Here is a 26958-nt window from a genome sequence, read left to right as displayed (position 1 = left end):
GGCTGGGCGATTGCGCGCACCAAGCGGTTGAAAATGCACATCCTGCGCGGCCTTTGCGTGGTCTTTGCCAATATGACGTTCTTCCTAGGGCTGGCGGCGATGCCACTGGCGGATGCGGTGGCGATCTTCTTTGTCAGCCCTCTGGTCATCACCTTGTTCTCGGTGGTCTTTCTGGGCGAACTGGTCGGCCCAAGGCGCTGGGCTGCCATTGCTGTGGGATTGATCGGCGTGCTGGTGATGATGCGCCCCGGGACTGCTGCGTTTCAGGTTGCATCGCTTTTGCCGCTGGCGGCGGCGGTGTGCTATGCGGGGCTGCACATCCTGACCCGCCGGATCGGGGGTACCGAGAGTGCTGCGACGATGGCGTTCTATATTCAGGTCGTCTTTCTCTTTGTCGGGGTATCCTTTGGCCTGATCGCAGGTGACGGGCGTTTTGGCGACCAAAGCGACCTCTCGTTGGCTTTTTTGTTCCGCGCATGGAGCTGGCCTGCCGTCGCGGACCTTCCGATTTTTCTGGTGATCGGTGTGGGCACTGCGGTTGCCGGGTATCTGATCTCTCAGGCCTACCGCGTTGCCGAGGCGTCTTATGTGGCCCCGTTCGAATATCTTGCGCTGCCGATGGCTGTGGTCTGGGGGATCGTGGTTTTTGATGAATTTCCAGACGTCTGGGATTTTGTGGGGATGGCTTTGATCCTTGGCGCGGGGCTTTTTATGGTCTGGCGGGAGGCGCGGGCCAAACCGGTTGCTTTACAGCGCCCATTGCGGCGTTAGGCTGGCGTGCATTGCAAAAAGGAGTCGCTTTATGGCAGGTGTTCAAGCGGTTGTTTTTGATATTGGAAACGTGCTGATCGAATGGCAGCCCGAGCGGTTTTTCGACAGTATGATCGGCGAAGAACGCCGCCGCGCAATGTTTGCCGCGATTGATCTGCACGGCATCAATGATGAGGTGGACCGTGGCGGCAATTTTCATGCCACAATTACGGCGGCGGCCAAAGCCAATCCCGAATGGCATGATGAAGTGATGATGTGGCACGATCGCTGGATTGATATGGCAGCCCCTGCGATTGATCACTCGGTCCGCTTGTTGCGGGCCTTGCGGGCGGCGGATGTACCTGTTTTTGCGCTGACCAATTTCGGCATCCAGACCTTCGAGATTGCGGAACCTGTCTATCCCTTTCTCGGTGAATTCGACCGCCGCTATATCTCGGGCCATATGGGCGTGATCAAACCTGATGCGGAGATTTATGCGCAGGTCGAGGCGGATTGTGGTGTGCCGCCCGATGGCCTGCTGTTCACCGACGACCGGATCGACAATATCAACGCCGCTGCGTCACGCGGATGGCAGACGCATCTATTCGAACACCCTCGGGGTTGGGCTGACCGTTTGGTCGCCGAGGATGTTTTAAGTGAGGAGGCGGCGCAATGACCGTGATGATCCCTTTCGCGGAAGGTCAGAAGAAACTGGATTGGCTGGCGCTGACCGATGCGTTGGCTGCGGGTCACGATGGGCCGAAGGCGGAGGTCGCGGATGTGTTTCTGTATGAAGGCAACAACACGCTGTTGAACCGTTCTGCGTGGATTGCGGGCCTCGGGCTGGCCGTCAAATGCGCGACGATCTTTCCCGGCAACAAAGCCACTGGCAAACCTGCGATTGGCGGGGCGGTAAACCTCTTCTCCGGTCAGGATGGAACGCTTGAGGCGATCCTTGATTTTGCGCTGGTGACCAAGTGGAAAACCGCAGGCGACAGCCTTTTGGCGGCGCGGCGGCTGGCACGACGTGATAGTAGGCGTATCCTGATCGTGGGTGCAGGCACTGTGGGACATTCGCTTTATGAAGCCTATGGCGCGGCCTTCCCCGATGCGGCGTTTACAATCTGGAACCGTTCGCCCGCAGGTGCCAAGGCATTTCAGGCGCAGCATCCGGATGTAGCGATTGCGGATGATCTGGAGCAGGCGGTGCGCGGCGCCGACGTGATTACGTCGGCCACAATGTCGACCGATCCGGTCATCAAGGGGGCGTGGCTGCAACCCGGCCAGCATGTTGATCTGATTGGCGCCTATCGTCCCGATATGCGCGAGGTGGACGATGCGGCGCTACAAAAGGCGCGGGTCTTTGTCGATAGCCGCGAGACGACGATCGGGCATATTGGTGAGTTGAAAATCCCGATCGCCTCTGGCGCATTCCGCGCGGCAGATGTGGTCGCAGATTATTATCAGCTTGACCGGTTCAAGCGCCATAATGACGACGAGATTACCCTGTTTAAGAACGGCGGCGGTGCGCATCTGGATCTGATGACGAGCCGATACATACTGGAAGCCTGGTCGGCAGAGGGTTAAGAGCCCCTGAAGGTCTTGGAAAGGGTCAGCGGTCGTGGTTTGGGTGCTTTTTGTTCTTGTGCTCGCGCTAGGTGCTTATGTTGCCGCGCAACCGTTTTTGGTTGAACGCAGGCGCCCTGCGATCAGTGACGCAGAACGCCAGAGCGCGCGCGGTGAATGTGTCACGTTGTCCCAAGGCGTGACCCATTTCCTTTGGGCAGGGTCTGCGCGCGGTCCGGTTGCCGTTGTCGTTCATGGCATCTCGACGCCGATGATTGCGATGGAAGGGGTGGCCGAGGGCTTGGGCCGTTTGGGATATCGTGTTTTGATGTACGACCTTTACGGGCGTGGTTTGTCGGATTCCCCTGCCGGCAAACAGGATCGTGCGTTTTTTGTGCGGCAACTGGCCGATCTTTGCGCCGATCAAGGCATTACCGAAGAGATCACGATTGCCGGATTTTCCATGGGTGGGGCCATTGCGACAGCATTTGCCAGCGAATACCCCCATAGCGTGAAGCAGGTGATCCTGATCGCAAGTTCGGGCATTGCGACGAATGAAGATCGTTTTTCGCGGTTTTGTCGGCGGGTCCCACTGCTGGGCGATTGGGCACATGCCGCCTTTGGTCATGAGCGCATGCGCAAAGCGATCCCTGCACGGGGCGAAACACCCGATATCGAGCAGGTCCTGAGCGCGCAACGCAAGGAATTGAAGCGGCGCGGCTATCTGCCTGCGCAGCTGTTATCGCGGCGTGGAATGCTCAATGAGACCCAAGAGGACGACCATCGCAAGCTGCATCGTCAGGGTATCTCTGTCGCGGCAATCTGGGCGCGGGAAGATCCGGTGATCTCCGTCCGCGCTGTGGGTCTTTTGGGACTGTGGAACAGGGATGCACGGCAAGAGGTTGTGGAGGGGGCAGATCATGCGATGCCTTACACGCATAAGGCCGAACTGGCAGAAGCTCTGCGCGCCACGCTGCGGGATTGACAGAGTCCAGGCGTCAGGCGGTTTGTGTTTCGCATTGCTGGACTATCTTGTGCGTCACAATCAAAACTGGCTCAGAGTTTGAAATGCGTTATCTGGACCGACCATGAGACCCTTTCTTCAAACATCGTCGCTGGTTCTTTTAGTGCTGCTGACACTGCCCTTTGCATTCTACGCGACTGATTTCGCGCAAAGAGGCTTAAGGGATGCCCTGCCAGAGCCGCACTACCTACAATCCGACATTGCTGTCGCGAATGTCTCGGTTTTCGTCCACATGGCGGCGGGTGCGGCAATCACCGCCTTGGTGCCTTTCCAACTGATCCCCGCAATCCGGCGGCGGTGGCCTGCGTTGCACCGCCGGTCGGGGCGGTTGATTATCGTAGCCGGCGTCGCAACCGCAGTGGGCGGGCTGATTTATATTGCGCTGCGCGGCACAATTGGCGGAACACCGATGGATATCGGGTTTTCGCTTTACGGGGTGTTGCTTCTGGGGACTGCGCTGCAAACGATCCGCCATGCGCGGGCAGGGCGTTTCGTGGATCACAACGCCTGGGCCTTGCGGTTCTTCTGGTTGGCTTTGGGGTCCTGGTTCTACCGTGTTCACTACGGTCTTTGGTATCTGGCGACTGACGGTCTCTGGTCGAACCCGCAATTCACAGGCGGCTTTGATCTGGTGCAGAATTTTGCGTTCTTTTTGCCATATCTTATCGGTGTCGAGATCTATCTGCGGCGCAGGCGCTAGGCAGGTCGCGGCGCCTTTGCACCGATATTCTGCAACCTCGCACATATGACACGCTTTTCATCGGCAGGGCTGCGCGCTATCCAAACGCGATGACAGTACAAGAGGCATATCACGCGGCGGTTGCTGCAGGCAGGCTCCATGCGGATGATGCCCAGATCGGGGTGCTGCCCGAGTTGGAGCGCGTGCGCGCCGCCCTTGCCGCGCCCGTGAAACGAGGTCTCTTTCGCAAAGCGCCACCGCCTGTTCCCGGCCTTTACATGTGGGGTGGGGTCGGGCGCGGCAAGTCGATGCTGATGGACCTGCTCTATGATCTGGTCACGGTCCCAAAACAGCGCCGCCATTTCCATGCATTCATGCAATGGGTCCACACCGAGATGACGGCGGCGCGCAAAACCGGCGTGGATGATGCACTGGCACCTGTGGCCGCAAAGCTGGCGGATGAGGTGCGCTTTCTGGCGTTCGACGAGATGCAGATTTCCGACATCACCGACGCGATGCTTGTGGGGCGGCTGTTTGAAGCACTGTTTGCGCGCGGTGTGGTCATTGTCACGACATCGAACCGTCCACCGGATGATCTCTACAAGGACGGATTAAACCGTCAGCTTTTCACGCCGTTCATCGCCTTGCTGAAAGAGCGGATGGTTGTGCATGAATTGGCCAGCCCGACGGATTACCGTCAGGACCGGTTGGCGGGCAGCCCGAGCTATTTCACACCCAATGACGCGGCCGCGCACCAAGCCATCGCCAAGATCTGGGATCACCTGAGCAACGGGGTGTCGGAAGCGCTGGTGCTCCATGTCAAAGGGCGCGAAGTCACCTTGCCACAGTTTCACAACGGGGTCGCGCGGGCCAAGTTCTTTGACCTGTGCGGCCGGCCCTTGGGCGCGGGGGATTATCTGGCGCTGGCTGATGCGGTGCGGGTGCTGATCCTCGAGGACATCCCGATCCTGTCGCGCCATAACTTCAATGAAGCCAAGCGTTTCGTCACACTGATCGACGCGCTTTACGAGGCGAAGGTGCGACTGGTTTGCTCTGCCGCCGCGGTGCCTGAGATGCTCTATGTTGAAGGCACTGGCACATTCGAGTTCGAGCGTACCGCCAGCCGTTTGCGCGAGATGCAGTCGGCGGATTGGGCGGGGTAGATGGTTTTGGACTATAGACCGACCTGATGTGAAAAACCGGACATTTGTACGAATTGCAGCGAAAGGCACGCGACCGCTGTTCAAAACCCTAAATTCTGCGCTCGCAACACGTTGTTATTCAATAGAATCAGCCTAAATCGCCAAATTGCCGCCACGCAGCATAGGTCTGCTTTGGCCTGATGCCGGCAGAGCCTGGGTTAGTCTCTGATGCGCTGCTCACTATCGTTGTCAAAAAGATACAGGCGTTGCGGTTCGAAACTCAGACCGATGCGCTGCCCTTCCTTTACGCGTTCGTCGCCACGCTCTTCGACGACGATCCGTTCGCCAGTATCGGCGACCAGATAAGCAAAAGATACGCCGCCAAGGCTCTCTACGAGGTCGACAGTCAAGGCATCACCGTTTGGATCGATCGCCAGATGCTCAGGTCGCAAACCGACAGTGACATGCTCGCCCACATGACCAGCCGCAAGATCGGTTGTCAGGACTTGCTTTAGCCCAGCTATTTCGACACCTTCGTCCGTCACTTTCCCGCTCAAGAAATTCATTGCAGGGCTGCCAATGAAACCCGCCACAAACTTGTTATCGGGGTCACGGTAGAGGTCCATCGGTGCGCCGACCTGCTCAATCCGCCCCAGACGCAGCACGACGATCTTGTCGGCCAGTGTCATTGCCTCGACCTGATCGTGGGTGACGTAGATCATGGTCGCGCCGATTTCCTTGTGCAGGCGCGTGATTTCCACCCGCATCTCGACACGCAATTCGGCATCAAGATTGGATAGGGGTTCATCGAACAAAAACACATCCGGCCCGCGCACGATGGCGCGTCCGATAGAAACGCGCTGCCGTTGGCCGCCTGACAGAGCGGCGGGTTTGCGATCAAGATAGTCATCCAATTTCAAGATGCGTGAGGCTTCGGCCACCTTGGCCTCAATCACGTCTTTGGGGTATTTGTTCATGCGCAACCCAAAGCCCATGTTTTCCTTGACGGTCATGTGCGGGTAGAGCGCGTAAGTCTGGAACACCATGGCGACACCACGATCCGAGGGGTCAAGCCGTGTCACATCACGCTTGCCGATATGCATCTGACCTTCGGTCGTTTCCTCCAACCCGGCGACCATGCGCAGCAACGTTGATTTCCCGCATCCGGAGGGGCCGACGAAAACACAGAACTCTCCGTCGTCAATTTCAAGGTCGATGCCGTGGATAACCTGTACGTCACCATATTTCTTGATGACGCTGTTCATTGTGACACCGGACATATCAGGCTCCTTTTATGGACTGGTTTTGGTGGCCCTTTGTCAGGGCGCGGATCGTCGCAACTTCGGCCTGATCGTAGGGCGCGCCGTCGGGGTAAAGCAGATCATGGAACCACAGATCACCCGTCTCCTGCCCGCCATGCGCGCGGACAAGGTCCTGCGGCCAGGCCAGATGCGTTTGCGTCCGGCCCTGCACCAATCCCCACTGGAAGCAACCAACCTTGCGGTCGCGGTACATTGGCAGTTGGTCGGGTATCGTGCTGTCTACCGCGCGCGCCATCCATTCGGTGCAAAGCATCGGGCGATCCAGAACAGAGAGGTAGTCAATAAAGCGTTCCACCTGATCGGTGCGCCAATAGGCGTGGAATGTAATGATGTCAGAGTGCAGCAATGCGCTGCGGTCAATTTCTGTCTGATAGGGGTGTGCCGCTTCCCCCGGCAATGGTGTTGTCCAGGCCGCAACCGTCAAAGGCTGCATGGGATATTGCGAACGCGCCCATGCAAAGGCACTTTCCATCAAGGCGAGCGAATGGCTTTCGAGGTCACGGGGGTAGCGCGAAAAGCCGTCTTTGCTGAATTGCATCCTGTTGCCGGGTTCATTGTAGATGTCCCAGAACAGGATACGCCGGTCATTCCGGAAAGCGCGCACAACGCCGATAACATAGGCCCGCAGGGTGTCATGCCGTTCGGCATTCATGACCACATCGCGCCCCGGACTGGCAATCGCGCGGCTGTTATGCACGCCTGCGATCGGGTCGGGCTGTGGACCATAGACAGGTTCGACCCCACCAAAACCGCAGTCATCAAACAGACAAAGCGCGGTCTTGATCCGGCACTGGTCCGCAACCGCCAGCAGGCTGTCGATGCGTTCCAGAAAACCGGCGCGGTCGTGTTCCCAAAAAAGCGGGTGGAGGTTCACGCGGATCGCGTTGAAACCGATGTCGGCCGCCCACTGCAATTCCCGTGTGATTGTCGCCAGATCAAAGCTGTCTGCGTGCCACATTTCGAGAAAATTCACGGCAGTGGATGGCAGGAAGTTAAATCCACATACCCATGGTTGGGCGTCCCACCATGCATTGGCGTCTTTGGTTGTCCAGCGGTCCATGGGCGTGTCCGTAAAGCGAGAGTGTTGAAAATGCCGCCCCGATCAAAAGGACCGGAGCGACAGGGAGGCAGTGCTTAGCGATCAAGCAGATCTTGCACTTCGAACTCTGCATCCTGCAGCGCCGCTTCCACCGGTTTGTCTGTCAGCCAGATGGCCTGCAATTCGCGGTTCAGCACATCCTGGATTGCGCCATAACGCGCGGATGGCGGTGTGTCCCTCGCGATGGCGGCGGTGCCTGTGTATTCATCGCGGTGTGGCAAGGATTGATAGGCTTCGCTGTCCACCACAGACTGACGCACAGACATGTGGCCGGTACGCGCCCAGTCGATGTTGTGGTCATTGATGAAAGCCAGCACTTTCAACGCCGCTTCGCGCTCGGCCCCTTCCAGCGATGCAGGGATCGCCCACATGTGGCTGTCGGCCCAGGTCGCGCCTGTTTCAAAGAGGGTTGGGAAGTCGGCAACATAGTAGTTATCAAGTGCCACCTCTTCTTTCGCAGCCTCTGCGCTGTAGAAATCCACGACCCATGTGCCGTTCACGAGAACCGCAGCCTCGCCGTTCAGGAAAGCCTGTTGGCTGTCCGCATAGTTGAGCTGCGGATTTGCGAAGCCCGCATCGAAGAGCTGCGTGATTGCTTCAACGGCGTTTTTGCCGGCTTCGGTGTTGATCGTGGCGGTGCCGTCATCTGTAAAGATGTTCGCGTTTTGCTGCCACATCAGGGCAAGCACCAGACGCACACCAATCGGGAACTGTGCAAAATCGGCGGCCAGATAATCCTGACCGGTGGCCTCTTTGACCATTGCCGCATGTTCCATCATTTCAGCCGGAGATGTTGGCAACACCGGCGCGCCGTTCTCGACCAATCCGGCTGCTTCCATGATGTCCATGTTCACATGCCAGAGGTTGGCGTGAAAATCCATTGGAACACCGTAGATCCCGCCATTGTAGCTCACCGCGTCAAGTGCGGCAGGGGACCAGTCGGATGCGTCAATGCCTGCCGCTTCCAGTTCACCGGAAATCTCGGCGAGTGCGCCGAGACCGGCAAATTCTGGGATGCGGTGCCGGTGCATGACGTGCACATCGGGCGGCGTGCCACCGGCATAGGCCGCTTTGATCTGGTCATAATAGTTGCCCCAGTCGGTTGGCAGCGTGTTGATGCTGATCCCGTCCAGTTCCGCATCGGCTGCATTGATGATCGACTGGATGATGCAAGCCTCGCCCGCGCTTGTCGTGGTGTCGGTTCCTGCATCCTCGCAGGCGCCGAAAAAGCGGCCGAGTGTGATCTCCTGCGCCACGCTTTCGGTGGCGATGAGTGCGGTTGCGGCCGCGATGAGTAGCACATGTTTCATGGTATTCCTCCCTAGAATGTGCGGTTAGCCCTTTGATCCGCCCACGGTCATGGCTTGCACCACGTACCGCTGGAAAATCAGGAACAGGATGACAACCGGCAGGGACGCGATAACGCCCGAGGCCATGACACGGCCCAGCCCTTCCGATTGCGCGAAGTTGGATTGAATGGACGCGAGGCCCAAAGTGATGGTGAAGTATTCCCGCTGCTGGGCGCTGACGAGCGGCCAGAGATAATCGTTCCACGCATAAAGAAACGTCAGGATCGCCAAAGTCATCATGGCAGGCCGCGCCAGTGGCAGCATGACGTACCAGAAAATCCTGAGCCATGTGACACCATCAAGCCGTGCGGCCTCTTCGATGTCTTTCGGGATCGCGCGAAAGAACTGCATCATCAAGAAGACGCCGATCGGCACGGCCATGCGCGGCAGGATCAGCGCGTGATAGCTGTTGTGCCAGCCGAAATCGGCGAACATCGTGTAGAGCGGAATGAAAACAGCCTGTTCCGGCACCATCAGCCCAATCAGGCAAATCACGGTGATCGTCTTTTTGAACGGGAACTCTAGCCGCGCAAGCGCGTATCCGGCTGTCGTTGACACCGCGAGCACACCCAGCGTCATGCCGACGGCCACGATCAAGGAATTCAAAAACCAGCCGGGTGTTTGCCCAAAGCTGAAAAGGGCTGCGTAGTTGTCCCATGTGAACGGCAAAGGGATCAGCCCGAAGGCAGTGGAGGACGTCGTCCGCGCCAGAACATCGTTGGGCTGGAAAGAGAGCGAGACCATCCAGATTGTCGGGACAAGCCAGATGAAAGCGGGAACGGCGAGCGCTGTGACCAGCCAGTAATATGAACGGCTCATTCCGCTTTCTCCCGTCCGACAACAAACTGGATGATGGAAAAGCAGCCCATGATGACAAAAAGAAAGACTGCCATCGCACTTGCACGGCCAAGTTCGCTATCGCGGAACCCCGTCTGGTAGATGTAGCGGACAAGGACCTGCGTGCTGTCATTCGGGCCACCTTGGGTCATCAGATGCGATTGCCCGAAAACCTGAAAGTGCAGGATGATCTGCAAAATCACGACGACCGTGATGGTGCGCTTGAGGTTTGGCAGGGTGATGTACCAGAACGCCCGCGCGCCCGTGGCGTTATCAAGCGCCGCCGCTTCATAAAGGTCTTTCGAAATATCCTGCAAACCGGCGAGAAAGAGGATCATCGCGATCCCGAGGCTCCACCAGATTGTGGCGATCACAATCGCGGCCATGGCAAATTGCTGGTCGGTCAGCCAGTTGATCGGCGTACCACCCACGGCCTGCGTGATGTTTGCGATCAGGCCCTGACGGGGCGAAAACATGATCTGCCAGATCAACGTCACAACCGTCACAGACAGCACCTGGCTCAGGAAAAACAGCGTACGCAGCGCTGACATCGCACGGGTCTCACGATTGACGGCGGCCGCAAGCAGAAGCGCGGAGATCGTCACTCCGGGCACCGCCAAACCGACAAAGACGAGTGTATTGCCAACGGTGGGCCAAAACCTGCGGTCAAACCAGCGACCGCCCTCGCCCGGATGGAAACCGGGTATGACTATCAAAAGGACTGACAGAATACCAAGGGCAATCGCATTGAAGCGGCTTAGCTTGTCCCCGAGGCGCAATACGACAGAGAGCACCAGTCCGATGAGGCCGAGGACCTGCCAGAATGGCACTGCAAACAGCGACCATTCGATATTGCGGCCCCACATCACGCGTTCGTAGTTGCGCAGGCCGACAAATTCCTTGGCGTCGGGGTTGAAGGCAACAGCTAGCAGGTTCCAGTCATGCAGGCTTATCCAGATGCCGTGGAAGAATGGATAGATCAGGAAAAGGGCGTAGACCGCCAAAAAAGGGAGCAGCAAGGCATAGGCTGCCTGCGTTTGGGTCATTCTTCGTGAAGTTCTGGCCCGCATCTCTCCCTCCTCAGAGCTATGCCGATTCCTCTTGTGCTAATATTATTAGCAATATTTATTAGCATTCGACAAGGGAAATTAGATCTGGAATGAAATTGACCGAAAAAGAGACCCAGACGCGGGTAACAATGAAGGATGTTGCCCTGCATGCCGGCGTTTCCCAGTCGACGGTTTCTTTTGTGTTGAACGGTTTGGAAGACATGCGCATCAGCCGCGAGACGCGCAAGCGCGTCATGCAGGCGGTCGAGGAACTTGGCTACCGCCCCCGCGGTGCAGGGCGCCCGCCCAAGTCGAACCGGACCGGTGTTATCGGGCTGATGATTGATGAGATCGCAACCAGCCCCTTTGCCGCGATATCTATCGAGGGTGTTCAGGAAGAGGCGTGGAAAAATGATCTGATCGTCGAAGTCGTCATGACTGGCGGCGACAAAAACTATGAGACCGAGGTGCTGAAGAAATGGTCCGGTGACAATGCAATCGGTGTTGTCTACGGATCAATCCTGACGCGCGAACTGGTCCCGCCGCAAGGGTTGGCAAGACACCGTGCCGTTCTCTTGAATTGCTATGATCGTGACAAACAGTATTCGTCTGTGGTTCCCGCCGAGCGCAGAGGCGGAGAAGTCGCCACAGAAGCCTTGCTTGCCGCAGGGCACCGCCGCATCGCCTTTATCTCGGGCGAGCCGTGGATGGAGGCATCGGATCAAAGGATGGAAGGCTATGAACGGGCGTTGCGCGCGGCACGTATTCCGGTTGATCCGTCCTTGATCATGGAAGGCAATTTTCTGCCAAGTGGGGGGCGTGACGCAACGCTGAAACTGATGCAGGCATCGGTCCCGCCTGATGCCATTTTCTGTGCGAACGATCTGACGGCAGTGGGATGCTATGAGGCCCTCAAGGAACTGGGTGTCCAGGTTGGCAAGACTGTCGCCGTGATGGGCTATGACGATCAGGAAATCGCGCAACATCTTTCGCCAGCACTTTCAACGGTGCTATTGCCGCATCGTGAGATGGGACAATGGTGTGTAGAGCAATTGTTATCAACGGACGGCTCTTCGGTCGTGACAGAAAGAATGGAGTGCCCCTTGGTGCTGCGTGGGTCACACGTATCATGAGGCTAAAGGACAATGGCGACATTGGCGTATACTCACGGCACCGACAAAGCAAAGCTGGCTAAAAAGAGCCAAAAGCAGCCCTTAACTCTGGTGAAGCGAATAACCGCTTTGTCCGCGTTTAGCAGACAGTGGTGTGTTGCGCAGCAAACGGGAGCTGAGTGCTCAAAATGACAGATTTCTGTGTCGCAGCGAATGTCTGCTATTGCGACTTGCCAGAAAATGCGCTTAGAAAACGTCACTGTGCACAATTCAAGGTTGACTGCCTCGGGGAACGTCATTGAATGCGAATTTTTTCTGCTCTTGTTTTCTTGCTTGTGGCACCTTCTTGTGCCGATGTTGCTACCTCCCCGAGACTAGCGGAACGCACGCAAACCAACCTTTTTGAGACGTTCCAGAATGTTTGCGTGAGTAATCTACACGCACCGACCCAATCTGCGGAGGTCTTGGAAGAATTAGGCTGGACGCGCGCGAGGCTTCCTAGATTTGGTGATGGCGGTTTGTTTGGAAATATTCTGGTTCTGGGGTTTAGGAATAACGAAGGCAACTTCTTCGTTTCACCAGATCAAAGCAGTGGTTTTGTTTTTGGGCCGGCTGACAATGATCTAAATCCTAACTCCAAATGCATGCTTGCGACGACTTCGGATGACGTTGATGCATTTTCAGAATGGTCCCAAAGTATTTTCGCTGGCCAAACCTACGAAGATAGGACGGGGCGCCGTTTCGGGAATAGGCTACGAGTCTGGGAAACCGCAACGTTCCCTGAAAACATTTCTTCGGATATTTCAATCGCGAGCGTCACTTTGCACTCTGGCCTCTTGGCCGCGGGCACCACAGCCGCAGACACTCAGATCTCGGTTACAGGCCTGAGACCTTAGGCCTGCGCTTGTGCCTTCACAGTTAGTTCCAGTCGGGTTTGGGAACGGTCTTTTTTGAACGGTTCGACAAACCAGACATTGGCGCACCTGCAGTGAAATGGAGCTTACTGCGCATTCCAGACTTTGAAGCATACCGCGTACAAAGTTCTCTCTCTCAGGCACAATTTAGCTGGGAGCATATAGCGTTTGCCCCCCTAAAACCTCTCGGCCCTCAACACCTGTGCGTCAGTGATGCTGACCACGCCGATATGTTTTTCCAACACGCTGAACGCCGCATCAAGCAACCCGTCGAGCCGTTCTGGCTTGATCAGGCAGACGACCGACACCATGCCTGCGCGGCCCACCTGACCTTCGCGGGTCCAAACCCCAGACCGTCCAGAGCCGCCGTGCACTGGCAGGATTGTGAACCCTGTCACGCCTGTTTCGGTCAGGGCCCTTATCAGGCGGCTCTCCAAAGGCGCCTCGATCACGATTTCGACCCGTTTTGCTGTATGGGTTTGCATGTCAGCCTCCGACGATGATTTGCGCTACGGCCAAATAAAGCGGAATGCCAAGCGTGAGGTTAAAGGGAAAGGTGACCCCGAGCGACAGGGTCAGATAGACCGAAGGGTTGGCCTCGGGCAGGGCCACGCGCATCGCGGCGGGTACGGCGATGTAACTGGCCGAGGCGCTGAGGGTCATCATCAGAACCACGCCGCCGAGCGAGAGGCCGACGAGCAGACCCGCACCCAGCCCGATCATCGCGCCGACAAGCGGCATCAGGATCGCAAAGCCGACAGCCCCCATCCCGACCACCCCGCGCGATTGCCGCAGGCCACGCCCCGCGATCAAACCCATGTCGAGCAGGAAAAGACAGAGCACGCCTTTGAAGGGGGCCACGATGAAGGGGCTGATCTCTGCAAGGCCCTGTTCGCCGGTGATTGCGCCTATAAAGAACGCGCCGACCAGCAGGACAATTGACCCGTTCAGCAGCAGTTCGCGCATCAAACCCGGCTCCATTTTGCCACCGCCACCGCTGCGGGCGACAAGCCAGAGGGCGGACAGGATCGCGGGGGCTTCCATGACGGCGGCGACAGCGACCATATAACCTTCGCTGTCGATCAGGCGGCCCTGCAGAACGGATGTTGCGGCCACAAAGGTCACGATGCTGATCGAGCCATAGTGCGCAGCCACGGCAGCGGCGTCGATGTTGGACAGGCCAGTCATGACGCGCAGCAGCGCAAAAGCAATCAGTGGCAATCCGAAAGACAGGATCAGGCCCGCGACCAGCGACAGGACCAGCGTTTGGTCAATGCCATGCGTGCTGACCGCGACGCCACCTTTGAAGCCGATGGCGAACAAGAGATAGATCGACATGCCCTTGGCCACCGCCTCGGGGATGGTCAGGTCGGAGCGCGCCAAAGCCGCCGCAAGGCCCAAGGCAAAGCTGAGGATGATCGGTGAAATGAGGTTGGCACCTGCCAGTGATAGGATTTCCTGCATTTCGTCTCAGTCCTTGAATATGCGTGGTTTCAGGGGCACCCGATGCCCCAGGGAATGTGTGGTTTTAAATGGGGTAAAACATATCTTTTTTAGGGTCATAGGCTTCAAGCCCGCCCTCGCCGATATCATTCCACAGGCCGTGGATCGACAGCAGTTCGCTTTCGACCGCCGATTTCACGAAGGGGAATGTCATCAGGTTTTTCAAAGAGATCACGACAGATGCCTTTTCGAGCGCGGTCTTGCGCGCCGCATCTTCGCCAGGCTCGAGAGCTTCATATCCGGGGCGGAGGATTTCCATCCAGCGGCCCACAAAGCTGCTTGCTTCTTCCAGATCGGGGGCTTTGCCGGAACACATGTTATAGCAGCCTTCAACCCCGCCACAGCCCGAGTGACCCAGCACGATGAGATGTGCCACTTTCAGGCCCGAAATTGCATATTCCACCGCCGCCGAGGTGCCGTGATGGTGTCCGTCAGGGTTAAAAGGCGGCACCAGATTGGCGATGTTGCGGTGAATAAAGAACTCGCCCTGATCCGCGCCAAAGATCGAGGTGACGTGCACACGGCTGTCGCAGCAGGAAATCACCATTGAGCGCGGATGCTGTCCGTCTTCGGCCAAACGCCGGTACCAGCCGCGGTTTTCTGTATAAATTGTCGCCTTCCATCCGTGATAGCGGTTGACCAGATAGGCCGGAAGGGCGCGGGCATGTTCCATGGGCGTGTCTTTCGTTACTTCCGCAGGGATACGTGGCATTTTCACGAATTTCGAGTGATTTTTCACTCTTGTCTCAACCTTCTGGGAACCTTGTCTACGTAAAACCACGGTCATGGAAAATATAACACCCTTCCCCGCACCGGTTTCTGGCCCATCTCCTGATGTGGTTGTTCTCAATTGCCAGCATCGGATGTTCTTTGATCCTTCGCCACTTGTCCGGCTGTTTGCCGAAACCGACGACAATGACGCCGAGGCGATTGTTTGCCGGATGTTGGAAGATATCGCAACGCGGCTGGATATGTTGCAGCGCGCCCGTGCTGCCGACGCATTTGCCAAGATGCAGCGCCCTGCGGTCCGTATTGGTGTCGTGGCCGATCATATCGGCCTGACAGAGGTTTCCGTGGCAGCGGGTCATGTCTGCGCCTGTATCGGGCAAAAAGACTGGATCGCGCTGGATGCCACTATGGCGCGGCTTGAGCGGGGCTTTGATATGGCCGTGAGCGAGGTGTGGAATTTCCGGGATTTCTAGTGCCGTTGTGATCGGTGCTTGCAGCCTCCGGGCGGGAAGTTAGGGTTGGGCGTGACAATTTTCAGAAGGAACCGTCATGCCACTTGCCTTTGCAGACCCAAGCGATGCCGCAATCTCTGTTGATGTCATCGAAAGTGATGATGTTGATACCGCGTTAGGGGCCCTGTCTCCAGAAGCTCGGGCTTGGGCCAAGGCGCAGGAATTTAACGGATCGTTGGGTCAGGTGCTGTGTCTGCCGGATGCCACGGGCGGTATTGCGCGGGTTCTGGTGGGCTATGGCACAGCGGCGCGGCGTGCACGCGACAGGTTTCATATGGGGGCGGCGGCGCAAAAGCTGCCTGCAGGAACATATGAGATCGCAAGCGGGCTCCGCGGCGATGAACTGGAGGAAGCCGCACTTGCGTGGCTTTTGGCCGGTTATAGCTACGACCGCTACACGAAACCGTCCAAACCTGCCGCGCTCCTGGTTGCACCTGATGAGGTGGATGCTGGCCGGATCGCAATCATTGCAAATGGCGAGGCGCTGACGCGCGAACTGATCAACACGCCGCCATCAGATATGGGGCCGGATGAGCTGGAAGACGCCGCGCGCGCCCTGGCGTCAGAACATGAGGCGAGCATCAATGTGATTACGGGCGATGACCTGATCACCAGCAATTTCCCGATGATCCATACGGTCGGGCGTGCGTCATCGCGCGCGCCGCGTTTGATAGACATGCGTTGGGGTGACACTGGCCCGCAACTGACACTTGTGGGCAAGGGCGTGTGTTTTGACACCGGTGGCCTGAACATCAAACCCGGCAGTTCGATGGGCTTGATGAAAAAGGACATGGGCGGTGCAGCCACGGTGCTGGGGTTGGCCCATATGATCATGGCGCTGGACCTGCCTTTGCGCCTGCGTGTATTGATCCCTGCGGTGGAGAACAGCATTGGTGGCAGTGCTTTCCGGCCGCAGGATATTCTGATGTCGCGCAAGGGGTTGACGGTCGAGATCAACAATACCGATGCCGAAGGGCGTTTGGTGCTGGCTGATGCTTTGACACTGTCGGATGAGGATGATCCGGCGCTTGTGATTTCGATGGCAACGCTGACGGGTGCTGCGCGTGTGGCGGTGGGGGCTGATATCTCGCCGTTCTACACCGACAATGATGACCATGCCGATGCGCTTGCGAAGGCGGCGCGCAAGGTCGCTGATCCGGTCTGGCGGATGCCATTCTACGAACCCTATGAGACCATGATCGAACCTGGGGTGGCGGATTTGGATAACGCGCCCAAGGGTGGTTTTGCCGGGTCCATCACGGCAGCCTTGTTCCTGCGCCGTTTTGTGGAAAGCCCCTATCTGCATTTTGACATTTACGGCTGGCAGCCGAGTGCGGCGCCGTCCCGTCCGCGTGGCGGTGTCGGCATGGGTGCGCGCGCAGTGCTTGAGGCCTTGCCAGCAATGCTCAAGCTGTGACTGACAGGCGCCTGACCCCCGCGAATGGCCGTGTCGCCGCGATGCATCTGGCAGGGCAGGTTGAAGCGGAACGCTATCTTGAAGGGTGGCCCGCGATGGTCGCGGTGCCTGTAGCGGACCTTTGCGCCGCACCTGATGGGCCGCGTGACCGGCAACTGCTGCTGGGGGCAGCGGTCACCGTGTTTGAGGATCTGGACGGTTGGTCCTTTGTCCAGGGGGGCGACGGTTACGTGGGCTATGTGTCGTCAGACCGGTTGGCCACAGTGACGCCGCCTTCGCATTTTGTCGCAGCCGCCGCGACCCATGCCTATGCGGAAGAGGACTTCAAATCCCCCGATCTGCATGGTCTGCCATTCGGGGCGCGGGTGACGGTGCTGGATGAACGGCGCAAGTTCTTTGAAACGAATGTCGGGTTTGTTCCTAAAAGCCACCTGCGCGCATTGGACCGGCCCTTTAGCGATCCGGCGACCGTCGCGCAGTTGCATTTCGGTGTGCCTTATCTCTGGGGCGGGAATTCCACCCGTGGCATTGATTGTTCGGGGTTGGTCGCGGCAGCTTTGGAGGCCTGTGCGATCCCCTGTCCCGCCGACAGCGACATGCAGCAGGCCGATCTGGGCGCACCTTTTGAGGGCGCATACCAGCGCGGTGATCTGTTGTTCTGGAGAGGGCATGTGGGGATGATGGTGGATGACACCACGCTGATCCACGCGAACGCCCACCATATGGCGACTGCTTATGAACCGGTTGAGCGGGCGATTTTGCGGATCGAGGCGCAGGGTGACGGGCCTGTTGTGGCGCGCAAACGGCTCTAGTCGACCGCGCGGATCAGTTTGCGTTCCAGTACACGCAGGACCTGACGCAGATCATTGCCGCGCTTGAGGATTTGTCCGTCCATTCCAATGACGGCATATTGCCCTTGTCGCAGCCGCAGTTTGGGTCGCTTTTCGATGCGGTAGAGCGGGTGTTCTGCAGTGCGGCGGAATACCGAGAATACGGCAACATCGCGGAGATGCGACATGCCATAGTCGCGCCACTCGCCTGCGGCGACCATCCGTCCGTAAAGGCCGAGAATCACATTCAGTTCTGTCCGGTGGAACGCGACTTGTTCGGGTGCGTGAAACTGAGAGGGAAGCTGAAAGGTCATATCCCAGAGTTGCGCCAAACCCCAACAAAATCAAGGGCCGATCTTTCATTGCCTTTGTTCTGCCATGAAATGAACGACGCAACGTCACAACGCCTGCCAACTGGGAACACAACTGGTTGCGAACATTCGGGTATAGCGAAATGCTACCCCGATGTCGCGGCCAATAGCCCCCACCCAGTTCGTGACATCGGGGAACTTCGTTTCCCCAAAAGCTTTAGCCGCAGTAAATTCTCTGGATTTTTTCATCTTCGCCGATCCAGAAGTTGATCCGATCGGTCCGGAAATCCATCGTTACAGCATCGCCGGGCCTGATCACGCGGACAGGGCCAAGCAATAACGTCCGTTCAAGGGCCGTTGCCTGTTGCCCGATCAGCCCCGCGAATTCCGAAGCACCACAGGTGTCCTCGCTCTGCGGGGGCAGCGGGGCTTGGGTTGCGGTGCAACCGGCAAGAAGGATCAATGCAATATAACGTTTCATTCCGCCATTCTCCGGTGTTTGGCCTCAAATACAAGACGTCGCGCACAGAGTGGTTGAACTTTTGTCCTGTTTGACTGATCGTCTAGGCAATCAATAAGGAGATACCCGATATGCGCACCCGTGCAGCCGTGGCACTAGAAGCGGGCAAACCGCTGGAAGTGATGGAAGTGAACCTTGACGGCCCCAAGGCCGGTGAGGTGCTGGTCGAGATCAAGGCGACCGGTCTATGCCATACTGATGAATTCACACGCTCGGGCGCTGATCCGGAGGGCGCGTTTCCAGCGATCCTTGGGCATGAAGGTGCGGGCGTTGTGCTTGAGGTCGGCCCCGGTGTGACCACGCTAAAGCCCGGTGACCACGTGATCCCGCTTTACACGCCCGAATGCCGCGAGTGCGAGTATTGTCTGAACCCGAAAACCAACCTGTGCCAGAAGATCCGCAGCACGCAGGGTGCAGGTGTGATGCCGGATGGCACCTCGCGCTTTTCCATGCTCGATGGCACGCCGATCCTGCATTATATGGGCTGTTCAACCTTTGCGAACCACACCGTGCTGCCCGAGATCGCCTTGGCGAAGGTGCGTGAAGACGCACCGTTCGACAAGATTTGCTATATCGGCTGCGGCGTCACGACAGGCATTGGTGCGGTGATCAACACGGCCAAGGTCGAGATTGGCTCTACCGCGATTGTCTTTGGTCTGGGTGGGATCGGCCTGAACGTGATCCAGGGCCTGCGTCTGGCGGGTGCGGATCAGATTGTCGGCGTTGATCTGAACCCCGGCAAGGTCGAGATGGCCACACGTTTCGGCATGACTGATTTTGTGAATCCCAGCGAAGTTGACGGTGATCTGGTGGCGCATCTGGTGGCGCTGACAGGCGGTGGTGCGGACTATACCTTTGACGCAACTGGTAATGTCGGTGTGATGCGCACAGCACTGGAAGCGGCGCATAAGGGTTGGGGCGAAAGCATCATCATCGGTGTCGCTCCAGCAGGAGCAGAAATATCGACGCGGCCGTTCCAGCTGGTCACAGGCCGCAGTTGGCGCGGGACCGCCTTTGGCGGTGCGCGTGGCCGGACCGATGTGCCCAAGATCGTGGATTGGTACATGCAGGGCAAGATCGAGATCGACCCGATGATTACCCACAAGCTGAGCCTTGATGATATCAACAAGGGCTTTGATCTGATGCATGAGGGCAAATCTATTCGGGCTGTCGTTGAGTTTTAGAACAAACTCCATGATCACAAAGGCCCGGTCGTTGATCGGGCCTTTTGCACTTGAGGGAACTTGGTTCCATCTCTGAACCGAACGCGGTAGCGTTGCGTTGTTGCCGTAGCGATTTCAAATTACCCATAGCCGAGGAAAACCCCCGTGTCCAAAGACCGTATGCTGCTGGCCGTCTTGATTGATGCCGATAATATCCCTGCGAAATATGCCGCCGATATCATGCGCGAGATCACGACCTACGGTGAACCTGCGCTGCGGCGTGTGTATGGTGACTGGTCCAGTCCCGCGCTGGGCAATTGGAAAAAGGTGGTCATGGAGTTGGGCATGGTCGCCAATCAGGAAACCGCCAATACCAAAGGTAAGAACGCCAGCGATATCGGACTGGTGATTGATGCGATGGATATCCTGCACACAGGCCGCTTTGACGGCTTTGTGCTGGTGTCTTCGGACAGTGATTTCACCGCCCTTGCCAACCGCATGCGCGAAAACGGGGTCGAGGTGATTGGCATCGGGGAAAGCAAAGCGCCGGTAAGTCTGCGCAATGTCTGCAATCGCTTTATCCTGATCGAAAATATTGTCAGCGCCGACAAGGAAGCCGAGAAGCCGCAGAGGGCTGGGAAACCAGAGCAGCAGACAACAAATGACCGTCACCCGCCATCCGAAGCGATCCCTTTGGTGATCAAGGCGATGAATAGTATTGACCCCGAAGGCGAGTGGTTTTCGCTGGGCCAGCTTGGCCAGTATATTACCCGCGCCAGTCCAGACTTTGATCCGCGCACCTATGGTAGCCCGAAACTGAGCGATCTGTTGGAAAAGACAGGGCGGTTCGAGATCAAAAAAGCCCAAGGGCGCAATGTTGAGGTGCGGCGGCTGGATTAAACCCCGTAGCGCGCCATAAACATATCGACTGCACCGTCGATCACGCGCTGTTTCTCGGCTGACGTGAATTCATCATCCATGTTGAACACCATGCGCGGAAACAGGTCGGCTTTGCAGAGTTCGTGGAATTGTTCTGCGGCGAGTTCGAAATCGGTGATCGCCAGTTCGTTTTTTTCCACAGCTTTGTGGAAGAAATCTACCAACCGGCCACGGATCAAAAGTGGGCCGCTTTCGTAGAATTCACGCCCCAACTCCGGGAAGCGGTCGCTTTCGCCCACGCAAATGCGAAAGATGCGTTTGCCGAATTGCGATGTGATGAAATCCACCATCTCGACAGCAATCGCATTCAGCACTTGCCGGACGGGCGCATCCATATTGATCGTTTCGATCGCATGTTCGGCCTGGCGCGCGCATTCGGTCTTGGCCACTTGCATGAACAAAAAGCGCTTGTCGGGAAAATAGCTATAGAGCGTTGCCTTAGACACACCCGCCGCCTTGGCGATGTCATCAACCGAGGCCCCTTCGAAACCGTCAGACAAAAAGACTTGTCGGGCGCCTTCAAGCACCTGATCAAACTTCCGTCCTTTTTTGGGTTGTGGCGTGCCGTCGGGCATCTTGGGCTCCTTACAGGTCTGCATCATAGAACGATCAGTTCACTTGCGGCAAGGACATAGCAGCGACGGGGCGCCAGGAGAATTTAACCCCATCGCTGCGACAGCGTTACTTGCCCAGCAGGGTGCAAGTTTCGCTGGAAAGCGTGCCGAGATCGGCACAGCCTTTGGTCGTCTCAGGTGAGGGTTGAGACGTTTGGGTCTGCGTGGATGTATCCGTCTGCGTCGACTGGGCAGACACTGCGCCCGCAGCGACGGCGATGCCGGCGGCGATCAGGATAAAGAAGAGACGAGACATGGCTGGGTCCTGCTTGTTTCTGTTCGTGACATCTATCTAAACCGATCAGTTCAGATTGCAAGATGAAAGCTGAACGATTTAGTTTATTTTTTTGCTTGAGATTTCTGGTACAGATCATAACTTAGAACTATTCTAAGAAAGGATGACCCTCATGTTGCAGGCATTCGGTTACCGCCGCCGCTTTAGCGAGCTATCAGAGCAAGAGGTTCTGGCGCTGGCGATTTCATCAGAAGAAGATGATGCCCGTATCTATCGCGGCTATGCTGAACGGCTGCGCGGTGAATATCCTGCATCAGCGGCGATCTTTGACGGGATGGCCAAAGAAGAGGACGGCCATCGCCAACGGCTGATTGATTTGCACCGCACCCGTTTTGGCGAAGTGATCCCGCTGATCCGCCGCGAACATGTTTCTGGGTTCTATGCCCGTCGTCCGGTCTGGCTGGTCGAAAACCTCGGACTTGAACGCATCCGCGATGAAGCCGCCCAGATGGAGCGTGATGCGGAGCGGTTTTATCTGGCGGCTGCCGCTGCGACGAGCGATGCGGCGACGCGCAAACTCTTGGGTGATCTCGCGGCTGCCGAGGCGGGCCATTCGGACAAGGCCCAAGAGCTGGCCGAGGCCCACCTTGCAGGCGACACCAAATCAGAGGAAGAAACTGCGGCGCACAGGCAGTTTGTGCTGACATGGGTGCAGCCGGGGCTTGCCGGCTTGATGGACGGTTCTGTTTCGACCCTTGCGCCGATCTTTGCAGTGGCTTTCGCGACCCAAGACACATGGACCACCTTCCTTGTCGGTCTGGCGGCATCGGTGGGTGCCGGCATCTCGATGGGCTTTACGGAAGCCGCTTCGGATGACGGCCAGATCTCGGGCCGCGGATCGCCCTATAAGCGCGGTCTGGCGGCAGGTGTGATGACCACCATCGGTGGTCTGGGCCATGCTTTACCCTATCTCATTGCAGATTTCTGGACCGCTACGATCATTGCGTTGATTGTTGTTTTTGTCGAGCTTTGGGCGATTGCCTGGATCCAGAACCGCTATATGCAGACACCTTGGCTCAAGGCCATTTTCCAGGTGGTTCTGGGTGGTTCGCTGGTCTTTGGGGCCGGTGCTTTGATTGGTGCAGGCTAGACGTCCCGCACCATGGTTGTCGCGGCGCTGAAGCCGAAGATGTGTTTCAAAAGGCCGATCCTGACGGTCTTGACCTCTTTGAACCCCACGTGCCGGTAAAGCGCTTTGGCGCGCGGGTTCGTGTCGACTACATCAAGTCTGACCTGATCAAAGCCGCGCCGCCTTGCCTCATCCACGATTGCATCAAGCAGCGCGGTGCCCACGCCCCTACCACGCGCTTCGGGGGCGACAAAAAGCCCGTCCATCAAGAAACGTTCGTTCTCGGTGTCGCGTTCCAGCAGGGACAGGAGCGAACAGCGAATGGCGGCACTGACCCAGCCATAGACCTTGCGCAGGTCGCTGAAATCGCCACCAACCAAAGCCCCTTGCGCGGTCTTGAACCCTGCAATTCCCAACAGTTGCCCATCGTCGTCATGGGCGCAAATGCCATGATCTGGCCGCAGAACCGCGCGCACGAACATCAAGGCCTGATATTTGGGGCCCATCGTAAAGCCAAGCTTTTCACCAAAGGCATCCCAGTAGAGGGCAGCCGCTTCCTCGCGGTCTTTTTCGGGTATGCCGACAGTAATTTTCATGCATCAAAACTATGGAATGGAAGAAAGGCGACCGGATCACCGGGTGCGACCTTTTGCGCCGGATCGGCGAGTTCCACAAGCCCTGTTGCCCAGCTTAGCCCGGATATGCGGCCTGATCCTTCGGACGGGAAAACCACTGCGGCACCGTTTTCGATGCGGGCGCGCAGGTATTCGCGACGGCCTTCTTTTTTGGATTTGGTGAAACCGGCGGGCACCATATAGCGCGCGGGCGTTTGCCATGTGCCACCTGCCAGTACCCGCAGGGCGGGCGCGACAAACACCAGCGCGCAGACCATCGCCGCAACCGGATTACCGGGCAGGCCGAAAACGGGCTTGCCCTGCCATTGCCCCATCGCAAGCGGGCGTCCGGGTTTCATAGCGATCCGCCAAAGCGCGAAGGACCCTGTGTCTTTGAGAAGGGCAGACATATGGTCTTCATCCCCCGCAGATGCGCCGCCGGATGACACGATCACATCGCAGCGGCGTGCCGCGTCATCCAGAATGTTGCGCAGGCGGTCGCGGTTGTCGGGGGCGCGGCCAAGGTCGATCACATCGTAGCCCCATTGCGCGACCAAAGCAGAGAGCATGGGGCGGTTTGCATCAAAGATCTGCCCATCGGTCGCGGCCTCACCTGGATCGCGCAACTCGTCGCCTGTCGAGAGGATACCGACCCTCAGTCTTTGATAGACGCGGAGTTTGTCCACACCAGCGGCGGCCATCGTGCCAAGGTCGGCTGGGGTAAGTTTGCGTCCAGCATGCAGAACGGTTTGCCCCGCCTGCATATCCTCACCTGCTTTGCGCGCGTTCGCGCCCTGTTTGATGGGGCCGTGAAAGCTGACTTCTGAGGCGGTCGCGCTGACGTCTTCTTGCAGCACTACGGTGTCGACGCCTTGCGGCAGGTTCGCCCCTGTCAGAATACGGATCGCGTGGCCTGCGGGGACGTTTCCGGCAAATGGTGTGCCTGCTGCGGCACGGCCTTGCACCAAAGGAAGGTGGTTGATGCCTTGGGGTGCGGGGCCTGCGAAACCATAGCCGTCAACGGCGGCGTTGGGGGCGGGCGGATGGGCGCGCGCGGCGATGACGTCCGCCGCCAGAATGCAGTTGGCGGCGTCTTTGAGGGGGATGTTCCGCGTGCCTGTGGCGCAGGACAGCTCATGGCGCAAATGGTCGAGTGCCGTTTCGACAGGTGTCCAATGCGCGCCTTGCGGCATCGCAAAGCAGTCGTTCTTCAGCGGGGGTGGAAGGGGCTCTTGTGTCAGCAGCGCTTCGTGGCCCAGACCGAGAATCCAGCCTTCTGTGTTGGCGGGGACATCAAGCAAGCGGGCAAGGTTTTCGGCGGGCATCCCCGAGAGCGTTTCTGCCATGACCTGCACTTGGTGCGCGTCCTTGATCTGGCCCTCGGGCTGGGTTGCGGCGATGTTTTTGGCAATCAGTGAGGGCCAGATTTCGACCAGCGCAATGGATGTTGAGAGAGGTTCGAACGGCCAAGTGGTGAGTGTATCGCCAAAGGTTTTGCGCAGGCGGGCGAGCATGGGCAATCCCATGATCACCTGACTGCCGACCGCCCCCGCACCCGAAAGCTGCCAGACGGGGAACGCGCCTTTGGCCTGCTCTTCGGCTTTGCGTTTCTCGGGCATACCGTGGCCGTCGCGTGTTGATCCTTTGCGCGGAAGATGGGGGACATCGCGTTGCAGCCCGTTGCCCCAGAAGGGGCCTGTGCCGGGGAAGTGTGCGTTGATGTCCCCGGCAAGATCAAAGCGGTTGTTGGATGTGGGGGCGTCCTGCACGCGCGCGGCGAACCAGTCCCAGATCGCGAAGGGATCGTCAGTGCCGATCAGGGTTTTGCCGAAACCTGAAGGGTAGCCGAAGGCAAAGTCGAACCCTGCAAGAACACGGCGGCCAGCCTTTGTTTCAGCTTTCAGAAAATCGGTGATCCATTTTTCGGCAACGTGGCGGTTGCGCATGTAAAGGGGGTCATCGGCCATGCCGTCGCGCGCCGCACAGACCCAGATTGCGTCTTTCTTGGGGGTTGCCCCGCGGTCATTGCCGCCCGACCAGTCGGCCATGAGAAAGGTGTCGAAGATCACAGGCCGACCTCGGAGAGGATGAAATCGGCGATGGCTGATGTATCGTTCAGATCAAAGCGCGGTTGTGTCACGTCAAGCGCGCAATCGCTCGCGACGGCACGGACGGTGGGGTCTTCCTGAGCAAGAACGGGGTGATTGTTTTCGGCGCGGTAGGCCTCGATCTTGGGGTGGACGTCGCGTTTGTATCCTTCGACCAAAATCAGATCGACAGGATCGAGTTTTGCCAAAAGATCAGCAAGCGGGACTTCGTCATTGTCGCGCAATTCCGTCATAAGTGCCCAGCGCGTCGCGGACGACAGCAGTACTTGATGGGCCCCTGCGTGGCGGTGGCGATAGCTGTCTTTGCCGGGGTGGTCGACGTCAAAGCTGTGGTGCGCATGTTTCAGGGTTGAGACGGTGAAGCCGCGGCTTGTGATTTCGGTCACCAGCCGTTCCATAAGGCCGGTTTTGCCTGCGTTCTTGTAGCCCGTGACGCCGTAGATTTTCATAGCATATGTTCCGCTTTTACGAGGTCCTGAGGGGTATTGACGTTAAAAAAGGCTGCGTCGTCGGGGAATTCGGCGGTGGCGCAACCGTGTTGATCTGTCCACAGGACGACCTTGCGCAACCCGTCATTGAGGGCCGCGCGCAGGTCATCGCGCAGGGCGGTGGGCCAGAGCCCGAAGGTGGGGTGCCGGCCATCCGGCGTGCGAGACAGGGCAATTTGCGTGCCTGCATCCTCGGCGGCTTGCAACAGTCGCGGCACCAGATCGCAAGGAAAGAAGGGCGTGTCGGCGGCAGCAGTCACGATGTGGCTGGCCCCTTGTGCGGCGGCCCAGTCCAGCCCCGCGAGCACACCCGAGAGGGGGCCCGCGAAACCGTCGATGCTGTCAGTGATCACCGGCAGGCGCAGGTGGTCAAAGCGTGCGGGATCGCCATTGGCGTTCAGGGCGAGGCCTGCGACCTGCGGTTCCAGTCGGTCGATCACATGCGACAGGATTGTCCCTTTGCCCAAAGGCAGCAGCCCTTTGTCGCCGCCACCCATGCGTGTGGCCTGACCGCCTGCGAGAATGACGCCGAGGGGGTGCTTCATCGGCAAACCTGCGTGTGGGTTGTCTGTTGGAGCCTCCGGCGGGAGTGTATTTGGCAAGATGATGCAATGCTCATGTGCTTGCCTTGCGTCCCATTTTGCGGGGTTCGTCGGCGATGAGAGCGGGATCAGCGTCGCGGATCAGGCGCTCTTCGCCCGAGAGGCAGACAAAACGTTGGCCCTTCATCCGGCCAATCAGGGTGAGGCCGATCTGGTTGGCGATCTCAACCCCCCATGCGGTGAAGCCGGAGCGGGAGGCGAGGACAGGAATACCCATCATCGCGGTTTTGATCACCATCTCGGATGTCAGACGGCCCGTGGTGTAGAGAATTTTGTCAGCAGCGCTGACCCCTTCGGAGAGCATCCAGCCTGCGATTTTATCGACGGCGTTGTGGCGGCCCACATCCTCCATGTAGACCAGCGGGCGGTTGCCCTGACACAAGATCGTGCCATGGATTGCG

Annotated in this window: 30 protein-coding genes; 13 read left to right on the top strand and 17 right to left on the bottom strand. The window is 58.1% G+C overall.

The window, feature by feature from the left end:
- From VGP75_RS10800 to zapE, 6 genes are all read left to right on the top strand, one after another.
- Positions 1–771: DMT family transporter (locus VGP75_RS10800; protein ID WP_327543672.1), on the top strand; the 771-nt coding region annotated here is incomplete at its 5' end.
- 31 nt (positions 772–802) lie between these two features.
- Positions 803–1426 (top strand): HAD family hydrolase, encoded by a 624-nt coding sequence (locus VGP75_RS10795; protein WP_327543671.1) that lies wholly within the window; start codon positions 803–805, stop codon positions 1424–1426.
- Entirely contained in the window at positions 1423–2337 is a 915-nt protein-coding gene (locus VGP75_RS10790; protein WP_327543670.1) for an ornithine cyclodeaminase family protein, read from the top strand. Before VGP75_RS10795 ends, VGP75_RS10790 begins: the two co-directional genes overlap by 4 nt.
- Positions 2338–2371: 34 nt before the next feature.
- On the top strand, positions 2372–3301 hold the full coding sequence (locus VGP75_RS10785; RefSeq protein WP_327543669.1) for an alpha/beta fold hydrolase: 930 nt from the start codon (positions 2372–2374) through the stop codon (positions 3299–3301).
- A 103-nt stretch (positions 3302–3404) separates the two neighbouring features.
- Entirely contained in the window at positions 3405–4040 is a 636-nt protein-coding gene (locus tag VGP75_RS10780) for a DUF2306 domain-containing protein (RefSeq protein ID WP_327543668.1), read from the top strand.
- A gap of 89 nt (positions 4041–4129) precedes the next feature.
- Entirely contained in the window at positions 4130–5182 is a 1053-nt protein-coding gene (gene zapE / locus VGP75_RS10775; protein WP_327543667.1) for a cell division protein ZapE, read from the top strand.
- A gap of 197 nt (positions 5183–5379) precedes the next feature.
- Here zapE and VGP75_RS10770 read toward each other — a convergent pair whose 3' ends face one another.
- The 5 genes from VGP75_RS10770 to VGP75_RS10750 form a co-directional block, all read right to left on the bottom strand.
- Complete coding sequence (locus tag VGP75_RS10770) at positions 5380–6441, bottom strand: ABC transporter ATP-binding protein (protein WP_327543666.1); 1062 nt, start codon at positions 6439–6441, stop codon at positions 5380–5382.
- Position 6442: 1 nt separating this feature from the next.
- A complete protein-coding gene (locus tag VGP75_RS10765; RefSeq protein WP_327543665.1) occupies positions 6443–7543 on the bottom strand; it encodes a glycoside hydrolase 5 family protein in 1101 nt (366 codons plus the stop codon).
- Positions 7544–7617: 74 nt separating this feature from the next.
- Positions 7618–8892 (bottom strand): extracellular solute-binding protein, encoded by a 1275-nt coding sequence (locus tag VGP75_RS10760; protein ID WP_327543664.1) that lies wholly within the window; start codon positions 8890–8892, stop codon positions 7618–7620.
- Positions 8893–8916: 24 nt separating this feature from the next.
- Positions 8917–9750, bottom strand: coding sequence for a carbohydrate ABC transporter permease (locus VGP75_RS10755; RefSeq protein ID WP_327543663.1), 834 nt, complete (start codon positions 9748–9750; stop codon positions 8917–8919).
- Positions 9747–10814, bottom strand: coding sequence for a carbohydrate ABC transporter permease (locus tag VGP75_RS10750; protein WP_327543662.1), 1068 nt, complete (start codon positions 10812–10814; stop codon positions 9747–9749). The genes VGP75_RS10755 and VGP75_RS10750 overlap by 4 nt, the downstream gene beginning before the upstream one ends.
- A 113-nt stretch (positions 10815–10927) precedes the next feature.
- On the opposite strand from VGP75_RS10750, the gene VGP75_RS10745 reads away from it, so the two are divergent.
- On the top strand, positions 10928–11950 hold the full coding sequence (locus tag VGP75_RS10745; protein ID WP_327543661.1) for a LacI family DNA-binding transcriptional regulator: 1023 nt from the start codon (positions 10928–10930) through the stop codon (positions 11948–11950).
- 1069 nt (positions 11951–13019) lie between these two features.
- On the opposite strand, the gene VGP75_RS10740 is transcribed toward VGP75_RS10745, so the two are convergent.
- From VGP75_RS10740 to VGP75_RS10730, 3 genes are all read right to left on the bottom strand, one after another.
- Positions 13020–13328 carry a P-II family nitrogen regulator gene (locus VGP75_RS10740; protein WP_327543660.1) on the bottom strand — a complete coding sequence of 103 codons (309 nt, stop codon included), beginning with the start codon at positions 13326–13328 and terminating at the stop codon, positions 13020–13022.
- Position 13329: 1 nt separating this feature from the next.
- A complete protein-coding gene (locus tag VGP75_RS10735) occupies positions 13330–14307 on the bottom strand; it encodes a sodium-dependent bicarbonate transport family permease (RefSeq protein WP_327543659.1) in 978 nt (325 codons plus the stop codon).
- A 64-nt stretch (positions 14308–14371) separates the two neighbouring features.
- Entirely contained in the window at positions 14372–15019 is a 648-nt protein-coding gene (locus VGP75_RS10730; RefSeq protein WP_327543658.1) for a carbonic anhydrase, read from the bottom strand.
- Positions 15020–15131: 112 nt separating this feature from the next.
- Here VGP75_RS10730 and VGP75_RS10725 point away from each other — a divergent pair, with 112 nt between their 5' ends.
- From VGP75_RS10725 to VGP75_RS10715, 3 genes are all read left to right on the top strand, one after another.
- On the top strand, positions 15132–15548 hold the full coding sequence (locus VGP75_RS10725; RefSeq protein ID WP_327543657.1) for a hypothetical protein: 417 nt from the start codon (positions 15132–15134) through the stop codon (positions 15546–15548).
- A 76-nt stretch (positions 15549–15624) separates the two neighbouring features.
- The gene (locus VGP75_RS10720) at positions 15625–17004 is read left to right on the top strand and encodes a leucyl aminopeptidase family protein (protein ID WP_327543656.1); all 1380 of its coding nucleotides are present in this window, start codon (positions 15625–15627) and stop codon (positions 17002–17004) included.
- The gene (locus tag VGP75_RS10715) at positions 17001–17816 is read left to right on the top strand and encodes a C40 family peptidase (RefSeq protein ID WP_327543655.1); all 816 of its coding nucleotides are present in this window, start codon (positions 17001–17003) and stop codon (positions 17814–17816) included. Before VGP75_RS10720 ends, VGP75_RS10715 begins: the two co-directional genes overlap by 4 nt.
- Here the strand turns inward: VGP75_RS10715 and VGP75_RS10710 are convergent.
- Both VGP75_RS10710 and VGP75_RS10705 read right to left on the bottom strand, forming a co-directional pair.
- On the bottom strand, positions 17813–18148 hold the full coding sequence (locus VGP75_RS10710; protein WP_327543654.1) for a DUF2794 domain-containing protein: 336 nt from the start codon (positions 18146–18148) through the stop codon (positions 17813–17815). The two genes, VGP75_RS10715 and VGP75_RS10710, sit on opposite strands and share 4 nt — an antisense overlap.
- 214 nt (positions 18149–18362) lie before the next feature.
- Positions 18363–18626 carry an I78 family peptidase inhibitor gene (locus tag VGP75_RS10705; protein WP_327543653.1) on the bottom strand — a complete coding sequence of 88 codons (264 nt, stop codon included), beginning with the start codon at positions 18624–18626 and terminating at the stop codon, positions 18363–18365.
- 110 nt (positions 18627–18736) lie between these two features.
- On the opposite strand from VGP75_RS10705, the gene VGP75_RS10700 reads away from it, so the two are divergent.
- Both VGP75_RS10700 and VGP75_RS10695 read left to right on the top strand, forming a co-directional pair.
- A complete protein-coding gene (locus VGP75_RS10700) occupies positions 18737–19849 on the top strand; it encodes an S-(hydroxymethyl)glutathione dehydrogenase/class III alcohol dehydrogenase (RefSeq protein WP_327543652.1) in 1113 nt (370 codons plus the stop codon).
- Between the two features lie 144 nt (positions 19850–19993).
- On the top strand, positions 19994–20728 hold the full coding sequence (locus VGP75_RS10695; RefSeq protein WP_327543651.1) for an NYN domain-containing protein: 735 nt from the start codon (positions 19994–19996) through the stop codon (positions 20726–20728).
- Here VGP75_RS10695 and VGP75_RS10690 read toward each other — a convergent pair.
- Both VGP75_RS10690 and VGP75_RS10685 read right to left on the bottom strand, forming a co-directional pair.
- Entirely contained in the window at positions 20725–21342 is a 618-nt protein-coding gene (locus VGP75_RS10690) for a TetR/AcrR family transcriptional regulator (RefSeq protein ID WP_327543650.1), read from the bottom strand. The genes VGP75_RS10695 and VGP75_RS10690 overlap by 4 nt on opposite strands.
- 106 nt (positions 21343–21448) lie before the next feature.
- A complete protein-coding gene (locus tag VGP75_RS10685) occupies positions 21449–21637 on the bottom strand; it encodes a hypothetical protein (RefSeq protein WP_327543649.1) in 189 nt (62 codons plus the stop codon).
- Between the two features lie 151 nt (positions 21638–21788).
- On the opposite strand from VGP75_RS10685, the gene mbfA reads away from it, so the two are divergent.
- A complete protein-coding gene (gene mbfA, locus VGP75_RS10680) occupies positions 21789–22766 on the top strand; it encodes an iron exporter MbfA (protein ID WP_327543648.1) in 978 nt (325 codons plus the stop codon).
- Here mbfA and VGP75_RS10675 read toward each other — a convergent pair.
- The 5 genes from VGP75_RS10675 to VGP75_RS10655 form a co-directional block, all read right to left on the bottom strand.
- Positions 22763–23341 carry a GNAT family N-acetyltransferase gene (locus VGP75_RS10675; protein WP_327543647.1) on the bottom strand — a complete coding sequence of 193 codons (579 nt, stop codon included), beginning with the start codon at positions 23339–23341 and terminating at the stop codon, positions 22763–22765. The genes mbfA and VGP75_RS10675 overlap by 4 nt on opposite strands.
- Positions 23338–25407: a molybdopterin-binding protein gene (locus VGP75_RS10670; protein ID WP_327543673.1), complete on the bottom strand. Its 2070-nt coding sequence runs from the start codon at positions 25405–25407 to the stop codon at positions 23338–23340. Before VGP75_RS10670 ends, VGP75_RS10675 begins: the two co-directional genes overlap by 4 nt.
- Before the next feature lie 17 nt (positions 25408–25424).
- Entirely contained in the window at positions 25425–25916 is a 492-nt protein-coding gene (gene mobB, locus VGP75_RS10665) for a molybdopterin-guanine dinucleotide biosynthesis protein B (RefSeq protein WP_327543646.1), read from the bottom strand.
- Positions 25913–26500, bottom strand: a complete 588-nt coding sequence (gene mobA, locus VGP75_RS10660) for a molybdenum cofactor guanylyltransferase MobA (RefSeq protein WP_327543645.1) — start codon at positions 26498–26500, stop codon at positions 25913–25915. Before mobA ends, mobB begins: the two co-directional genes overlap by 4 nt.
- A 70-nt stretch (positions 26501–26570) precedes the next feature.
- Positions 26571–26958, bottom strand: a 388-nt coding sequence (locus VGP75_RS10655; protein ID WP_327543644.1) for a formate dehydrogenase accessory sulfurtransferase FdhD, incomplete at its 5' end; no start/stop codon positions are given.

This window comes from Yoonia sp. (assembly GCF_036007805.1).
GTDB lineage: Bacteria > Pseudomonadota > Alphaproteobacteria > Rhodobacterales > Rhodobacteraceae > Yoonia.
Note: the sequence above shows the minus strand (reverse complement) of the source record. Positions and strands in the feature narration are given on the sequence as shown.

Bases quoted from the DNA above. Each gene is read 5' to 3' on its own strand.
- VGP75_RS10735 (WP_327543659.1), bottom strand. From the start codon at position 14,307: ATGCAGGAAATCCTATCACTGGCAGGTGCCAACCTCATTTCACCGATC.
- zapE (WP_327543667.1), top strand. From the start codon at position 4,130: ATGACAGTACAAGAGGCATATCACGCGGCGGTTGCTGCAGGCAGGCTC.
- VGP75_RS10700 (WP_327543652.1), top strand. From the start codon at position 18,737: ATGCGCACCCGTGCAGCCGTGGCACTAGAAGCGGGCAAACCGCTGGAA.
- VGP75_RS10745 (WP_327543661.1), top strand. From the start codon at position 10,928: ATGAAATTGACCGAAAAAGAGACCCAGACGCGGGTAACAATGAAGGAT.
- VGP75_RS10710 (WP_327543654.1), bottom strand. From the start codon at position 18,148: ATGACCTTTCAGCTTCCCTCTCAGTTTCACGCACCCGAACAAGTCGCG.
- mobA (WP_327543645.1), bottom strand. From the start codon at position 26,500: ATGAAGCACCCCCTCGGCGTCATTCTCGCAGGCGGTCAGGCCACACGC.
- VGP75_RS10750 (WP_327543662.1), bottom strand. From the start codon at position 10,814: ATGACCCAAACGCAGGCAGCCTATGCCTTGCTGCTCCCTTTTTTGGCG.
- VGP75_RS10795 (WP_327543671.1), top strand. From the start codon at position 803: ATGGCAGGTGTTCAAGCGGTTGTTTTTGATATTGGAAACGTGCTGATC.
- VGP75_RS10670 (WP_327543673.1), bottom strand. From the start codon at position 25,407: ATGGCCGACTGGTCGGGCGGCAATGACCGCGGGGCAACCCCCAAGAAA.
- VGP75_RS10720 (WP_327543656.1), top strand. From the start codon at position 15,625: ATGCCACTTGCCTTTGCAGACCCAAGCGATGCCGCAATCTCTGTTGAT.
- VGP75_RS10765 (WP_327543665.1), bottom strand. From the start codon at position 7,543: ATGGACCGCTGGACAACCAAAGACGCCAATGCATGGTGGGACGCCCAA.
- mbfA (WP_327543648.1), top strand. From the start codon at position 21,789: ATGTTGCAGGCATTCGGTTACCGCCGCCGCTTTAGCGAGCTATCAGAG.
- VGP75_RS10740 (WP_327543660.1), bottom strand. From the start codon at position 13,328: ATGCAAACCCATACAGCAAAACGGGTCGAAATCGTGATCGAGGCGCCT.
- VGP75_RS10790 (WP_327543670.1), top strand. From the start codon at position 1,423: ATGACCGTGATGATCCCTTTCGCGGAAGGTCAGAAGAAACTGGATTGG.
- VGP75_RS10705 (WP_327543653.1), bottom strand. From the start codon at position 18,626: ATGAAACGTTATATTGCATTGATCCTTCTTGCCGGTTGCACCGCAACC.
- VGP75_RS10685 (WP_327543649.1), bottom strand. From the start codon at position 21,637: ATGTCTCGTCTCTTCTTTATCCTGATCGCCGCCGGCATCGCCGTCGCT.
- VGP75_RS10755 (WP_327543663.1), bottom strand. From the start codon at position 9,750: ATGAGCCGTTCATATTACTGGCTGGTCACAGCGCTCGCCGTTCCCGCT.
- VGP75_RS10725 (WP_327543657.1), top strand. From the start codon at position 15,132: ATGGAAAATATAACACCCTTCCCCGCACCGGTTTCTGGCCCATCTCCT.
- VGP75_RS10690 (WP_327543650.1), bottom strand. From the start codon at position 21,342: ATGCCCGACGGCACGCCACAACCCAAAAAAGGACGGAAGTTTGATCAG.
- VGP75_RS10770 (WP_327543666.1), bottom strand. From the start codon at position 6,441: ATGTCCGGTGTCACAATGAACAGCGTCATCAAGAAATATGGTGACGTA.
- VGP75_RS10760 (WP_327543664.1), bottom strand. From the start codon at position 8,892: ATGAAACATGTGCTACTCATCGCGGCCGCAACCGCACTCATCGCCACC.
- VGP75_RS10730 (WP_327543658.1), bottom strand. From the start codon at position 15,019: ATGGAACATGCCCGCGCCCTTCCGGCCTATCTGGTCAACCGCTATCAC.
- VGP75_RS10675 (WP_327543647.1), bottom strand. From the start codon at position 23,341: ATGAAAATTACTGTCGGCATACCCGAAAAAGACCGCGAGGAAGCGGCT.
- VGP75_RS10780 (WP_327543668.1), top strand. From the start codon at position 3,405: ATGAGACCCTTTCTTCAAACATCGTCGCTGGTTCTTTTAGTGCTGCTG.
- mobB (WP_327543646.1), bottom strand. From the start codon at position 25,916: ATGAAAATCTACGGCGTCACGGGCTACAAGAACGCAGGCAAAACCGGC.